Origin of the sequence: Terriglobus roseus (genome assembly GCF_900102185.1) — a bacterium.
GTDB lineage: Bacteria > Acidobacteriota > Terriglobia > Terriglobales > Acidobacteriaceae > Terriglobus > Terriglobus roseus_A.
On sequence record NZ_LT629690.1, the window covers coordinates 1,684,730 to 1,697,550 of the forward strand.

The 12,821-nt window shown below is 57.7% G+C and carries 12 protein-coding genes; 4 read left to right on the top strand and 8 right to left on the bottom strand.

Translation table 11 applies throughout. The features are described from left to right. Positions 1-22 precede the first annotated feature (22 nt). The 3 genes from BLT38_RS07220 to BLT38_RS07230 are packed head-to-tail and all read left to right on the top strand — an operon-like array spanning position 23 to position 3,100. On the top strand, positions 23-565 hold the full coding sequence (locus BLT38_RS07220) for a DinB family protein (protein ID WP_231966803.1): 543 nt from the start codon (positions 23-25) through the stop codon (positions 563-565). Between the two features lie 23 nt (positions 566-588). Beyond that, complete coding sequence (locus tag BLT38_RS07225) at positions 589-963, top strand: CoA-binding protein (RefSeq protein ID WP_231966871.1); 375 nt, start codon at positions 589-591, stop codon at positions 961-963. Positions 964-991: 28 nt separating this feature from the next. Then, positions 992-3,100: a protein-disulfide reductase DsbD family protein gene (locus tag BLT38_RS07230; RefSeq protein ID WP_231966804.1), complete on the top strand. Its 2,109-nt coding sequence runs from the start codon at positions 992-994 to the stop codon at positions 3,098-3,100. Positions 3,101-3,595: 495 nt separating this feature from the next. On the opposite strand, the gene BLT38_RS07235 is transcribed toward BLT38_RS07230, so the two are convergent. The 5 genes from BLT38_RS07235 to hpt form a co-directional block, all read right to left on the bottom strand. Further along, the gene (locus BLT38_RS07235; protein ID WP_156785046.1) at positions 3,596-4,114 is read right to left on the bottom strand and encodes a hypothetical protein; all 519 of its coding nucleotides are present in this window, start codon (positions 4,112-4,114) and stop codon (positions 3,596-3,598) included. Positions 4,115-5,509: 1,395 nt separating this feature from the next. Further along, positions 5,510-6,817 carry a carboxypeptidase-like regulatory domain-containing protein gene (locus BLT38_RS07240; protein WP_083344566.1) on the bottom strand — a complete coding sequence of 436 codons (1,308 nt, stop codon included), beginning with the start codon at positions 6,815-6,817 and terminating at the stop codon, positions 5,510-5,512. 6 nt (positions 6,818-6,823) lie between these two features. After that, positions 6,824-7,231 carry a hypothetical protein gene (locus tag BLT38_RS07245; RefSeq protein WP_083344567.1) on the bottom strand — a complete coding sequence of 136 codons (408 nt, stop codon included), beginning with the start codon at positions 7,229-7,231 and terminating at the stop codon, positions 6,824-6,826. A 16-nt stretch (positions 7,232-7,247) separates the two neighbouring features. Continuing rightward, positions 7,248-9,464, bottom strand: a complete 2,217-nt coding sequence (locus BLT38_RS07250) for a penicillin acylase family protein (RefSeq protein WP_083344568.1) — start codon at positions 9,462-9,464, stop codon at positions 7,248-7,250. A 103-nt stretch (positions 9,465-9,567) separates the two neighbouring features. After that, positions 9,568-10,125: a hypoxanthine phosphoribosyltransferase gene (gene hpt / locus BLT38_RS07255; RefSeq protein WP_083344569.1), complete on the bottom strand. Its 558-nt coding sequence runs from the start codon at positions 10,123-10,125 to the stop codon at positions 9,568-9,570. A gap of 62 nt (positions 10,126-10,187) precedes the next feature. On the opposite strand from hpt, the gene BLT38_RS07260 reads away from it, so the two are divergent. Further along, complete coding sequence (locus BLT38_RS07260; protein WP_083344570.1) at positions 10,188-11,015, top strand: prolipoprotein diacylglyceryl transferase; 828 nt, start codon at positions 10,188-10,190, stop codon at positions 11,013-11,015. Positions 11,016-11,028: 13 nt separating this feature from the next. On the opposite strand, the gene BLT38_RS07265 is transcribed toward BLT38_RS07260, so the two are convergent. The 3 genes from BLT38_RS07265 to BLT38_RS07275 form a co-directional block, all read right to left on the bottom strand. Beyond that, complete coding sequence (locus tag BLT38_RS07265) at positions 11,029-11,652, bottom strand: M48 family peptidase (RefSeq protein WP_231966872.1); 624 nt, start codon at positions 11,650-11,652, stop codon at positions 11,029-11,031. A gap of 89 nt (positions 11,653-11,741) precedes the next feature. Next, positions 11,742-12,287: a hypothetical protein gene (locus BLT38_RS07270; RefSeq protein ID WP_083344572.1), complete on the bottom strand. Its 546-nt coding sequence runs from the start codon at positions 12,285-12,287 to the stop codon at positions 11,742-11,744. Positions 12,288-12,294: 7 nt separating this feature from the next. Further along, on the bottom strand, positions 12,295-12,807 hold the full coding sequence (locus tag BLT38_RS07275; protein ID WP_083344573.1) for a hypothetical protein: 513 nt from the start codon (positions 12,805-12,807) through the stop codon (positions 12,295-12,297). Positions 12,808-12,821 lie beyond the last annotated feature (14 nt).

Here is a 12,821-nt window from a genome sequence, read left to right on the forward strand (position 1 = left end):
CCAGCTATTTCACGTTAGAAAGATGTTTCTCCGTGAAGTAGCTGGCATCCAATGCTGCATGGTTAACTCCGCGCTGGAATCCGAACTTAAGAAACAACTCAAGGCGCTGCTGGATGGTGGGCAGGCGCACGCGAAGCTGGATGATGCAGTATCCAATGTGCCTTTTGATGTGCAGGGGAGAGTGCCAGAGGGATTGCCGTATTCACCCTGGCAGTTGCTGGAACACATTCGCATTGCGCAGAAGGACATCATCGAATTTAGCGACAACAGTGACGGCAGTTACAAAGAACTGAAATGGCCTGATGATTACTGGCCCAAGTCTCCGGAGCCGCCCGATGAGAAGGCATGGGATGCCAGCGTAAAGTCGCTGAAAAGAGATCGTGCTGCCTTTGAAAAGCTGTTGGCTGAGCGCGATTTGATCGAGCCATTTTCATGGGGTGATGGTAGCCAGAATCTGTTGCGTGAGGCTCTCTTGATTGCAGATCATGAGGCGTACCACACGGGCGAACTGGTGATGGCGCGACGTCTTCTGGGTGCATGGAAGCCGAAGAAAGGGCACGCGTGAACTCATCGGAAGATATCGAGAGGATGCTAGTGGCTAAGACGATTGCGGTTGTCGGCCTATCAGACGATCCGACGAAGGCGAGCCACTTTGTATCTGCTTATATGCAACGGGCGGGGAAGAAGATTCTGCCAGTGAACCCTGCCGTCACGTCGGTGCTGGGTGAGACAAGCTATGCATCCCTGAGCGAACTTCCTGAGAAGCCGGATGTTGTGAATGTATTCCGCTTACCCAGGGCGATTCCCGCGATTGTCGACGAGATGATTACGCTTGGGTTAAAAGCTCTGTGGGTGCAGCAGGGAATCCGAAACGAGGAAGCCGCTCGTAAGGCCGAAGCAGCCGGTATTCATGTCGTGATGGATCGTTGCATTATGGTTGAGCATCGGATGCGTACGCGCTAAGATGCGTCGCGCCACTACAATGAATGCAATGCACTCACTCCGTAGATTCCGCCTCCTTGCCGCCCTTTTGCTAACCCTATTTCCGGGTTGTCTTTTTGCGCAGATTGGAACTGTGGTGGGCAATGGCGGGCCGGGGCCTGCCAAGGCTCAGCACCTTACAGTGGAGATGATCTCCGCCGGCCCACAGATAGCCGCCGAGGGAACGCAGACGGTGGCGTTCGTCTTCTCCATGGAGGAGGGGTGGCATGTGTACTGGAAGAACGCCGGGTTTGCCGGGTTTCCTCCTAAGGTGAAGTGGACGGTGCCGGACGGCATTACCGCTGGGCCCCTGCAGTTCACCGCGCCGGATCGCTTGCCGCTGGATACGACCGTGGACTACGGCTACCAGGATTCGGTGGCTTATCCCGTGACGATCGAGGCGGGGAGCAAGCCCAAGGTGGACAAGAACGGCAATGTGCATCTTGGCGCCGAGATCAGCTGGCTTGTATGCAAGCAGGTCTGCATTCCCGGAAGGGCGAACCTCGGGCTGGACCTGAAGGTGGCTCCGGTCAGAACGGCCGTCAGTCATGACGGTGAGAAGGTGGGCGAGCTTGGTGCGGCGCTGAAGGGGATGCCGAAGCCATTGCCGCTTAGCTTCCGGATTAAGGCGACCACTGCAGGGGACAGTATTGTCCTGACCGCGATTACCGGCACGCGCGAGACGGATGCCGAGTTCTTCCCAGCAGAGCCGGATGTGATCGCCGATGTGGCGCAGATCGAGACCGACATCCTGGACAACGGAGCCCAGATCCACTTCACTCGCTCGCCGAACGCCAAGACTCCGCCGAAGCAGTTAATCGGTGTACTGAAGCTGGCCACAGAGGAGAGCTACGAGATCGATGTACCCATCATGCCTGGGCCTCCGCCGGTTCATGCGGGTTCAGGGAAGCTGGGCACGGCAACGGCAGTCGGCGCTGCTGCGCTGGCGTTTCTTGGTGGTGTACTGCTGAACCTGATGCCGTGTGTGTTCCCGGTGCTGTTCCTGAAGGCGCTGTCACTGTTACAGACCCGGTCGTCACAGAAGCAGCATGTGCGTGCACATGGCGTGGCGTACACGCTGGGTATTGTGGCGTCGTTCTGGCTGGTGGTTGCGGCGCTGTTGGCGTTGCGTGCTGAGGGACGTCAGCTGGGCTGGGGATTCCAGTTGCAGTCGCCGGGATTTGTCGTAGTGCTAACCAGCTTCCTGTTCTTCTTCGCTCTGTCGCTCGCAGGCATGTTCGACTTTGGCCTGTCGCTCACGAGTGCAGGTGATTCGCTGACCCAGAAGGGCGGTTACACGGGTAGCTTCTTTACCGGTGTGCTGGCGACGGTGGTGGCTACGCCTTGCGTGGGACCGTTTATGGGAGCGGCGATCGGGTTTGCCCTGGCGCAGCCTGCTCCTGTGACGTTCCTGGTGTTCACTGCGTTGGCGCTTGGTCTGGCAGCGCCTTACATGCTGCTGACTCTGAATCCCACTTGGGTAAGGCTGCTGCCGAGGCCCGGTGCTTGGATGGATCTGCTGAAGCAGATCACTGCGTTGCCGCTGTTCATCACGGTGATCTGGCTGGTTTACATCTACGGTCGTTTGTCCGCTGCGAATGGCATCTTTGCCATGTCGATGCTGCTTGGTGGATTGATGTTGGTGGTGATTGCGGCTTGGACGCTTGGTCGCTGGCCGGTTCGTAAGTGGAGTACAGCAGTTGCTGCGGTACTTTGCGTGCTTGCCATCGCCGTGCCGCTGTATGCTTCGCGCGAGACCAAGAGTGCTGTGACCTGGCAGACGTTCGACGCGGATGCTGTTGCCAAGGCGCGTTCGCAGGGCAAGGCAGTGTTCGTCGACTTCACGGCTGCGTGGTGCTTGTCGTGCCAGGTGAATGAGCGTGTGGTGCTGAAGTCCGACGAGGTGGAGAAGCAGTTATCGCAGCCGAACGTGGTTGCGATGAAGGCCGATTGGACGCAATACGACGCGAAGATCACCACGGCATTGCAATCTGCCGGACGCGATGGTGTTCCGACGTACATCGTTTATCCGGCGAACCCATCTGCACCGCCTGACATTTTGCCCGAGGTGCTTAGCAAGAGTGTTGTGCTGGGTGCGCTGGAGAAGGATTTGAAATAGCAGGTTGGAGGGTACCCCTCCCCCCTGTTTTTCTAAAATCGTCTTTCTATTGGGTTTACTGTTTGGGTGTCGCTAAAATCGTCTTCCCATTGGAGTTACAGGCAAAATCGTCTTTCTAAAAGAGTTAGGGCCGCGCTTAGCACGGCCCTTTCCTCTTCTGTTTCTATTTTAGTGGTTTCAGGGAAATAGTATGCCAAGTTTATTTCTTTTAGTTTGTTGGGGTTGAGTGGTTCAGGGACTTGACAGCACTTCGTGCGGTTCTCGACGCCTTCGGCGTGGACCAGCCGCGTGCTTCTTCGAGGCGCTCGGGGTGGAAGATATGCTCCTGTTTGTTTTGGTGGCGGCGCGGTTTTCAGTTCTTCTTGTAGCGCCTGCGTCGGCGTGGCGTTTCCGAGGACATCGTCTCATCATTAGCTGCTTAAATCACGCGGAACGACGTGGCCTGAACTCCTCCCGTATCCCTCTGGTGACGAGAACGGCGTTTCTCGGGACCTATCAGCGAACGTTCATGTCCTCTGCGATTTGCAGAAGATCTGGATGACGTCGCAGCGTTGGAGAGATCAGCTGTCGATCAAGCTCTACCAAGATGCTTCCTACGGCCAACGCCAACTTTTTGAATTCATCGTCGGGTTCAACGCCTTTGGCGCGATCGAGAATCTCCTGTAGAGCCATGTCACAAGTTTTTACTGAGTCTAGTAGCTGACGAGCTTGTGCCGGGATGGAAAAGAGATTGTTGGGATTGTCCGTAGTTGTACTCACTTCGGTCGGAGCATCTGAATCCCCGTCTGCGAGAATTGCGATCTCAACTTTGTCACCTGGGACGAGTGGAAAGCCTCCCCATGTTGAATGAGTCGTGTTCGGCTCAGCAGATGTGTCGACGGCGTTGAGCCAGACTCGATCATTCGACTCGGATTCAATACCATTGCTCAGACTGACATGAGCTCCGAGCCAGCCCGCGGCTGTCAAAGAAGCGCGAACTTTATGTTGACCATTTACCGCTAGTGAGAGTCGCATAGTCGGATTCTAGTCGTTACGCGCGAAGACCCGCAGCCGTGAACCTTTCCGTTTTTGCCTATCGCGCGGAAGAGGGTTCCACCTTGTAACCTCGCAGCACCTATCCACGCGTCACCGCATGATTGCGTAGGTCGCGCAGTTGCTTTCCACAATGTGCAGCGAGGAGCTTGTTACCCTGTGCAACGAGGTCGGGGCTGAGGAGTCCACAATCTGAAGCTTCGTATGTGAGCCTGCGAACGGCTGCAAGTCGCAAATTGATGGTTGACGGGGCGTAGCTACGCTGCTCCAAAGCGATGCGGTAGCGGGTCACGACTGTTTGTTGAAGGCGAGACGCGGCTCTGAACAGTACCACTCGGTGAAGTCGCGGATCGCATGTTCATATGACCGTCGCGAGTTTAAGGATGGAAGGCTGTTGAGGACCGCTGACTTTGAATAATCGAGATCGGGGAGCTTGAGGACACTCTTGGGCCTCTTAACTCTTTTCGCCATACTGACGGCCTCCAGCCGTGCCGAAAAGAATTTCTCAGAATGATCGGGCCTCATAAGTCGGCTTGTCGTCCGCAATCAGTCCCGCAAAATATCGCTCGGTGAGTTTCGTAAGAGGCTCGATCTTGCTGCTTCACTTCGTTTCGCCTGGAATGACGGCCTTGGCTGTAGGAGATTCGCTTTGCGAAGCTGGTTTGAGGTTATGGCTGAAGAGATTTTGGGCTGAGCGAGAACGATAGAGCGGGCCTTTGGCCCTTTGTTTTCGCGGGTGCTGGCCTACCTAGGCCTTCAGCCTAGGCTAATATCTTGTCGCGCCTTTGGCGCTTGCGTTCGTTGTTGCGCTTACTATTTCGTCGTGGCCATGGCGTTTGATCGCTGCGCGATACCCAGGTTAGCTTCGCGAAACCTGGGGCACCCCGGTTGCTTTGGGGATACCGTTTTGATCCCACGTCTCAAAGGCGAGACGTGGGGCACCCACATTCTCGTGGGGGATAGGAATGCGGATCCTTCGGCTTCACTTCGTTTCGCTCAGGATGACGGCCTTTGGCCGTATGAGCATCGCTTTTGCGAAGCTGGTTTGTTTTTGTGGCTGAAGAAGATTTGGGTCTAGCGAAACGATAGAGCGGGCCTTTGGCCCTTTGTTTTCGTACGAGACCGTCTACCTAGGCCTTCGGCCTAGGCTAATATCTGGTCGCGCCTTTGGCGCTTGATTCGTTGCCGTGTTGGCTGTTTCGTCGCGGACATGACGCTTGTTGCTGTGGTTTGTGTGTTGTTGAGATTTTCTTTTGTATTGCGGCGGCTGAGGGCTATAGGCAGCAAGGGAATTGCTGTTCGATGGTTTTCTTGCTCACGATAAAAAGCCCGTCATCCTTTTTCGGATGACGGGCTTTGTTTGGAAGTGCTTTGTGGCTATGCGTTCTTCTGACGTTCGAGTGCGTTTTGCAGAACGATCTCAAGTGCTGGCTTTACGCGGGCGTATTGCTCTTCTGTGATCTTGCCGGTCAGCTTGTCGCTTTCCAGTTGGAAGAGTTCGTCGCGCAGGACGCTGAGAAGGTTGGCGGGAGCCACGTTGGCGTGCGACGGGACAACGGAGGCCGTGGTGGGGCCGTTGCCTGTGGCGGGAGTGGTTGCCGTTGCTTGCGCGTTCTGCGGACGCGAGAGCAGGAAGCCTGCGCCTGCCGCGAGAAGGAGACCCACGCCTGCGATGATCCACCACTTGTACTTGGAGAGCGGATCGGGAGTGTCGATGGGGTTGCCGAGGCCGCCGCCGGGCTTCTCAGCCGATGGGCCGGTGGGCTGTGCCTGCATGGGGCCTTGCGGTGCGCCTGCTGCGCCGGGCTGTGCGGGTGAGCCTTCGGTGGTGTCGGTGGGCTTGGGGAGCTGGCCGTTGCCGCTGACGGTGAACTCTGCCACGTCACCTGCGGCGAGGTTGCGAGCGACGAAGGTCTGCGCGTCGACCTCATCCTGGATGGGCGCCCAGGGGGTGCTGCCGCCGTCAAACTTCATCTGCTTCGGCATCATGACGATGACGTTGTCTGCAGGCATGACGGTGGTGGGGGTGAGCTTCATGCTGCCGGAGTAGGGCACGTGATAGCTGACCTGAAACTGTGTCTGGCCGCCGGGACGGATGGCGAAGTTGAAGCTGTAGTGGCCCTTCTTTGCCAACGGCATGGGCTGCGACTGGACGGTCATGCCGCCGGGACCCTGGGCTGCGCCGCCTTCGATGACTGCGCCATCGGGAAGGGTGAAGTCAAAGGTGGCTTCCGGGGAGAACTGCGTCCTGGGCGGTGTGGATTCGTTCTTGAGGAAGAAGTGCTGCACGATGCGCAGGTTCTTGTTTTCAGTGTCGGTCTGCAGACGCATGACGTCCGCTTCGAGGCGCACGCCGGGAACTTTGGCGGCGACGCTGTAGACGTCGATGTCGACGGAGGTGGTTCCCGGAGGTGCTGGCTTGAAGTAGTTCGCGCCCTCGTGGGTGACGCGGACGAGGTGGATGCCTTCGTCGGGGACGTCGAGCGAGAAGTGGCCCTTGGCGTCAGAGGTGGTGTGCGTGGCTTCCTGCATGCCCTGCGCAAGGCGGATGAGCGTGACGGTGTCGCCAGCGGACGGCTTGTTGATGGTGCCGTTGGTGACGGTGCCGGTGATGGTGCTGGCGGCGAATGCGGAGAACGGCAGCGCGAGGAGCGCCGCGAGGGCTTTGAGTTGGAAGTGACGCATCGCCTTTTAGTTTAACTGCGATGGGGCAGATTGCCGACTGATGAGGGCTTGTCTGTCCGCCCGAACTTTTAAGCGCAGCCCGAGAAGTAGCCAGCTTACACCGGCCACGATAAACAGCCGTGGCTGTTTATCGACTACAGCCGATACGCTAAATCCGACAAGGGCAATTGCGTAACCGGCGATCTGCAGCACTTCAAGATTTAGAAAGCGACAAGGGCGGTCACTGTGCGCGGTTCGCCAACGAAACCAGATGTAGTTTCCTGCAATCGCAATGACGAGAGTCAGAACAGCGAGCTTCCAGTATTTGAAACCGGAGGACAAAAACACTGCCGAGACTACTAAGGCGCCTAGATTCCAAGCCGCAATCGGCACAACGGATTGCAATCGTTTAAGAAAGGCAATGTCTCTGTCCATAACGCGGTCCTACAGTTTAGAAGACTTCCTTCGAGCTTAGATTTGCAAGGATTTCTTTGCGGGTGCGCCATACGTCGCGCCACTGTTTCTTTTCGGCGAGTGGTAGTTCGTCGGTGTGGAAGGGCGAGCCGAGCTGCGAAGATTCGCCGTAGTAGACGAAAGTCTTGGCTTGCTTGACGCCGGTTTTGCTGAACTCGAGCGCTACGGTGAAGCCGTCGCCGTGGACGGGGGTTTTGGTGCCGTTGAGCATGGGGCCCCAGGTAATGACGCGGAAGATGCCGAGGTTGCCGGGGCCGCCGTTGCCGGGGAGGCTGACGCCGTTGATGGCTTCGCCGCGCGGGGCGGAGGTGTTGCCGTCGGACTGGCCGTTGATTTCAAACTTCATGACTTCGCCCCAGGGGCGGTCGGGGGCGCCGTAGGTTTTGGCGGTTTCGTCGTAGGCGGCGTCGAGCATCTGCGCGGCGAGTTTGGGGTCCTTGATGCCGCGTGGGGTGGTGAGTGGCTGGTTGTAGTCGTAAGGGACGGCGAAGTTCTGCATGGACTTGGGTGTCTGCATGCCGACGGTGGGGCCGATGAACTTCTGCGCCCAGACGTAGAAGAGGAATGCGCCGCGGGAGTTGGCTTCGGTGGTGTGGTCCCAGTTCTTGAGGATTTCTGCGGCCTTCTTTGCCTTGGGTGAGCCGTATTGCGCGACGGCGGATTGCAGGTCGTCCATCATGCGGTCGGCCATCTCCATGCGGGTGGAGAATTTTTTCTGCAGCAGCATGTCGAAGGTGAATTTCTTGTCTTCACTGAGCATGCGCAGCGCGCGGTCAGAGCGGAAGAGCGGGAAAAAGGATGAGACGTATGCCGGGTACTTTGCGCGGTCGATCATGGTGGGCCATGCGGCGTCCCATGGTGGCTGGTTGGAGTTTTGTACGTAGCCGCTGGCGGGGTCGACCTGTTTGGGGAGTTCGTCGTAGCTGAGGATGCCGTGGGGCTTGGTGGTGGAGATGGAGCCGTCGACGGGCTTGGTCCACATGGCCCAGTCGCCGGTGCGACGTGGGACGTTGGCGTTGAAGAGGTATTCGATGTGGCCGTCGCGGTCCGCGTACAGGATGTTGTACATGGGGACTTCGAGGCGCTTGAGTTGGGTTTGGTACTCGGCGAGGTTGTGCGCGGTGTCCATCTTCCAGTACTGCTCGAGGAAGAAGGGCTTGTCGAGGCCAGCGGCGTAGAGAGCGATGGGAATGCCGTTGTCGCGACGGACGATGGGGCCGTGGACGGTCTTCTGTACCTGCACGATTTCGGTGGTGAGGCTGCCGTCCTTCTGCTTGATGCGGAAGGGATATTGTGCGGTTTCGTACTTGAGGACTTTGCCGTCGTAGAGGTAGCCGCCGTCCTGTTCCTTGATGGCGAATTGCAGTGCGCCGTTGTTGGTGTTCACGGTGTTGGTGATGGCGACGTAGTCCGAGAAGCAGAAGCGCATGACGGGCAGGCCGACCTGCGATGCGCCGAAGAGATTGATACCGGGCGCGACGAGTTGCGCTTCGAAGTAACTCTGTTCGCCTGCCATGGCGAGGTGCGGATTCATGAGCAACATTGCGTTGCCGCTGGCGGTGTGCGAGGGGGCGATGGCCCAGCCGTTGGAGCCGTCCTGCATGTCCATGTTGGTGGGCGAGTAGGGCGATTCAGGCATGCGGAGTTCGGCTGTTTCGGTGTCGCGCGCGTTCATGAGGCGGTTGCTGGCGACGAACTCGAAGTTGACGAAGTGATGCGTGTGTTGGACGATGTCGAGCGCGGTGATGGGCAGGACTTGTTTGGCTTCGGCGCTGAGTTTGTCGGGGTGCTTGGCGGCGTAGGCGTTGATGCCAGCGGCGAAGGCTTCGAGGTAGCTGCGGAACTCGGGTGTCTGCTGCGAGAGCCACAGTTGTGAGCGCTTGGGGACTTCGTTAAGCAGGACCCAGCGGTCGGTCTTGAGGTTTTTGTCTCCGTCGCCGGGCCCGTAGATTTCACTGGAGCGGCCGCGTGATCCGGCCATGACGTGCATCAACAGTTCGCCGTGGGCTTCGGTCTGCGCGTAGCCGTAGAGGTAGAACATGTCCTTGGTGGACTTGGCGAAGATGTGTGGGACACCCCATTTGTCCCAGAGGATCTCAGAGCCTTTCTGCGGTTTGTACTTGGGTTGTGCAAGAGCAGGGAGGCACGCGGCTGCGATGAGGGCAGCAGAGAGAATACGGCGGCGCAAGGGCATGGACGGCTCCTCGTGTGTCGCTGAGATGAATGGGGTACTGAGGGGAGATTAACAGATGGGGGATATCTGCAAGAACCGCCATCTGTGCGATGGCGGTTCGTTGTTATGCCTTGTCTTCAGGGAAGAGGCGGATGTCTGCTACGTTGCGATACTTTTCTGCGTAGTCCATGCCGTAACCAATCACGAAGCGATTGGGGATGCTGAAGCAGACGTAGTCGGCTTCGATGGGAACGAGACGACGCTCTGGCTTGTCGAGGCAGGTGGCAATCTTCAGCGATGCGGGCTTGTGCTGGAGCATGAGGCGACGCAGATAGCTGAGGGTGAGGCCGGTATCAAGAATGTCTTCCACCACGATGACATGCTTGCCTTCAATGGGAGTGTCGAGGTCCTTAATGAGCTTGACTGCGCCACTGGAGGTCTTGCCTTTGCCGTAAGAGGAGACGGCGACGAAGTCGAAGGTGTTGTCAACTTCAATGGCTCGCGCGAGGTCAGCGAGGAAGATTGCGGCTCCCTTGAGCACGCCAACGAGGACGATGTTTTCGCCTTTATAGTCGTCGCTGATCTGTTTGCCGATGGCTTTGACGCGCTCTGCAATCTGGTCTGCGGAAAAGAGAATCTCGCACTCGGAGGCGGGAACTGCGGGTGTGGTGGGTTGTGCCATGAGGTATAGCGTAACCGATTGACGCCCTGTACGGTTCATCCCCGATATACTGGGTGAAGCGCATGTTTCCGTATCTTCACCTCGGCTCAGTCACTCTGGGCACCTTTGGCATCCTGATGTGGCTTGCGGCCGTGACTGCGGCCTGGGTGCTGCACCGTTCCTTTGTCCGCGCCGGCGTTACGGCAGATGCGATTGTGGTGGTTGCCACGGTCATGATTGCCGGTGTGATCGGCGCCAAAGTCTGGCACGAATTGCAGAATCCCTTCGCGCTGCGTATGCAGATGGAAGAGATCATCCTGCCCGGATGGCATGAGCCGGGACAGGTGATTCTGCGTTTCCTGCATTGGTTCCAGGCAGGGTTTGCGTGGTTCGGCGGTCTGCTGTTCGGCGTGGGAACGCTGATGTGGCAGGGACGTTCGCTGAAGATTGGCGCTGTCCGCATTCTTGATTTTGCTGCTCCGGCGGCTGCTGTTGGCTATGGTGTGGGGCGTATTGGCTGCCTTACGTCTGGCGATGGCGACTACGGCATTCCAACGAAGCTGCCGTGGGGCGTGCATATTCATGACGATGCGCTTGATCCGCCGCAGCCCAATCCTCCGGATCTGCTGGTTCATCCGACGCCGGTGTACGAGTTCTTGTTTTCGATAGCGCTTGGCTGGTACCTGTGGGTGCGTGGACGGAAGAACCTGCCCATTGGACAGCTCACCGGCGAATACCTTGCCATTAGCGGCGTGGGCCGTTTCCTGGTGGAGATCATTCGCCGCAATGAGAAGCTCTATTTCGGCATGAGCAACGCGCAGGTGGCTGCACTGCTGACGATTGTGATTGGGTTGATTCTGATCGTGCTGGCAAAGCGTCACCCTGCGACCGAAACTGCCGCAGCCGTCTAAGAACCGTTTTGAACTAAAGCTGTTTCAGAAAAGCCTTCGCCTCTTCCAGTTCGGGGAACAAACGTTCCTCGGCCTGGAATTCGCGCGAGTGGACGCAGCGTCGCCCGGCACGCACACGTACTGGATGCTTCAGGTGAAGCATCTCGTGGTACATGAGATATTCAATCGCGTAGCGCGGCACCTTTGGGCCGTCGAAGACGCGGCTGACCACGATGGTGTTGTGTGCGGCGTCGTAATGGCCAAGCATTCTGCGGGCGCGATGCGCGCTCCATGTGAGCACAGGGCGTCCTAAGAGACCATGAAAGAAGCGACGGTTGACGGTTTCGAAGACCTCTTCCAAGTCGTAATAGTGACCTACGTGGGTGTGAATCTGTTTGCGGCCACGAGTCTGGCGCGCCTGTTCTGCCTGTCTGCTTACTGCTTCTGATTGCGTGTACCGGCGGTAGCGATCGTTGTGGAATGCCTCAATCGGCTTGCGGTAAAGCTTGGCGAGAAGGATGTGTGCGATGGCCTGCAGGACGGAGGGCGGAGCGCCTTCGAGCAGGTCCGAGAGACTGACATGCAGGCGACCTTCGCGCAGGCGGATGGTGGTATTGAGTGAGACGAATCGCCTGAATTTGATTTCAAACGGAGGCATGGGCGCACGCGGACGGAGATCGCGATACGCAACCTGGAAGATCTGTTGCAGTTCCAACTGTGTCACTACCGGTAGTGTAAATGGCCGCGTTATTCGTGATGAATTTCGCCTACGCCACCGGGGTTGGCGTTCTTATCCGGCGGATGCGCTTTGAAGTAGGCAGCCTGTGCCGGGATCATTTCAGTCACTTCAGCTTTTACGTCTGCGACGGTCTCCAAAGCGAGCTTCCGGGTTAGCTCATAGCTCTCATCTACTGGAGGCTGTTTCAGTACGCTTTCCCAACGCTCCATCGCGGTGACGAGTTTGGGGAGAGGCTTTCGTAGATCGCGATGCGCCTTGTCGTATTCCTCAAGGTTGTCTTCAAACTCGTCGACCAGTCCGGAGATATCTTCCATGTTCTGCTTGAGGTCTTCGCGACGGCCCTGCGCGCGTTTGTCAGCCAGGATGGACTGCATGCGCTGCACACGGGCTTCAATGATCTCTTGAAAGACGACCACGCGATGCGCCGGGTCAGCGGCGGCATCGCGGATCTTTTCTTCTTCTGCTTCAGAGATGGCCGTGGAATGCCTTTGGCCATGCGCGGAAAGAGCGCACAGCGCTATCCATCCACATATACGGAGAACGCGCTTCGCCACTATTTTCTTATTTGGCAAAGACCGCACTCAACAACGATGTCTGCGCCTGATCCAGTCGCTTGAGAGCCGACTGCACCACGGGCTTCATATCGCCAGAAGCTCCACGCACCAGATCCTTCAATCGTCGATTGGTGGTGTGCAACAGCATTTCAGCCTTTTTCAAGCCTTTGCTGTCGAGCTTCATGGTGATTTCCATCTGCGCCGTGCAGGCTTCCAGTTGTTTCAGCGTGGCCTGCGCGTGTTCATCGTCACCGTCAGCAATCTGTTTCGTAGCCAGCAAGCTGATCTTGTCCGCCAGATCGGCGAACAGTTGCATCTGATCGCGCGGGGCCGCTTGTTCCGCGCGCAGTTGCAGCGTGGCAATCATTGTGGGGTCGATTGTTACGAGGTTATCCGCTGCATGCAGAGCCAGCGGCATCAAGGCCATCATTGCACCGCAGCATGCGGCGGCGCGGAGTCGCGAGGGAAGCGAATGGGGAATTGCGTGAGACCGGAACTGCGAGGGCACTGCGAACTGCATAGCACACCTCCCCA

Excerpts from the sequence above, each read along its gene's own strand:
- BLT38_RS07220 (WP_231966803.1), top strand. The coding sequence starts at position 23 with ATGTTTCTCCGTGAAGTAGCTGGCATCCAATGCTGCATGGTTAACTCC.
- BLT38_RS07225 (WP_231966871.1), top strand. The coding sequence starts at position 589 with ATGCTAGTGGCTAAGACGATTGCGGTTGTCGGCCTATCAGACGATCCG.
- BLT38_RS07230 (WP_231966804.1), top strand. The coding sequence starts at position 992 with ATGCACTCACTCCGTAGATTCCGCCTCCTTGCCGCCCTTTTGCTAACC.
- BLT38_RS07235 (WP_156785046.1), bottom strand. The coding sequence starts at position 4,114 with ATGCGACTCTCACTAGCGGTAAATGGTCAACATAAAGTTCGCGCTTCT.
- BLT38_RS07240 (WP_083344566.1), bottom strand. The coding sequence starts at position 6,817 with ATGCGTCACTTCCAACTCAAAGCCCTCGCGGCGCTCCTCGCGCTGCCG.
- BLT38_RS07245 (WP_083344567.1), bottom strand. The coding sequence starts at position 7,231 with ATGGACAGAGACATTGCCTTTCTTAAACGATTGCAATCCGTTGTGCCG.
- BLT38_RS07250 (WP_083344568.1), bottom strand. The coding sequence starts at position 9,464 with ATGCCCTTGCGCCGCCGTATTCTCTCTGCTGCCCTCATCGCAGCCGCG.
- hpt (WP_083344569.1), bottom strand. The coding sequence starts at position 10,125 with ATGGCACAACCCACCACACCCGCAGTTCCCGCCTCCGAGTGCGAGATT.
- BLT38_RS07260 (WP_083344570.1), top strand. The coding sequence starts at position 10,188 with ATGTTTCCGTATCTTCACCTCGGCTCAGTCACTCTGGGCACCTTTGGC.
- BLT38_RS07265 (WP_231966872.1), bottom strand. The coding sequence starts at position 11,652 with ATGCCTCCGTTTGAAATCAAATTCAGGCGATTCGTCTCACTCAATACC.
- BLT38_RS07275 (WP_083344573.1), bottom strand. The coding sequence starts at position 12,807 with ATGCAGTTCGCAGTGCCCTCGCAGTTCCGGTCTCACGCAATTCCCCAT.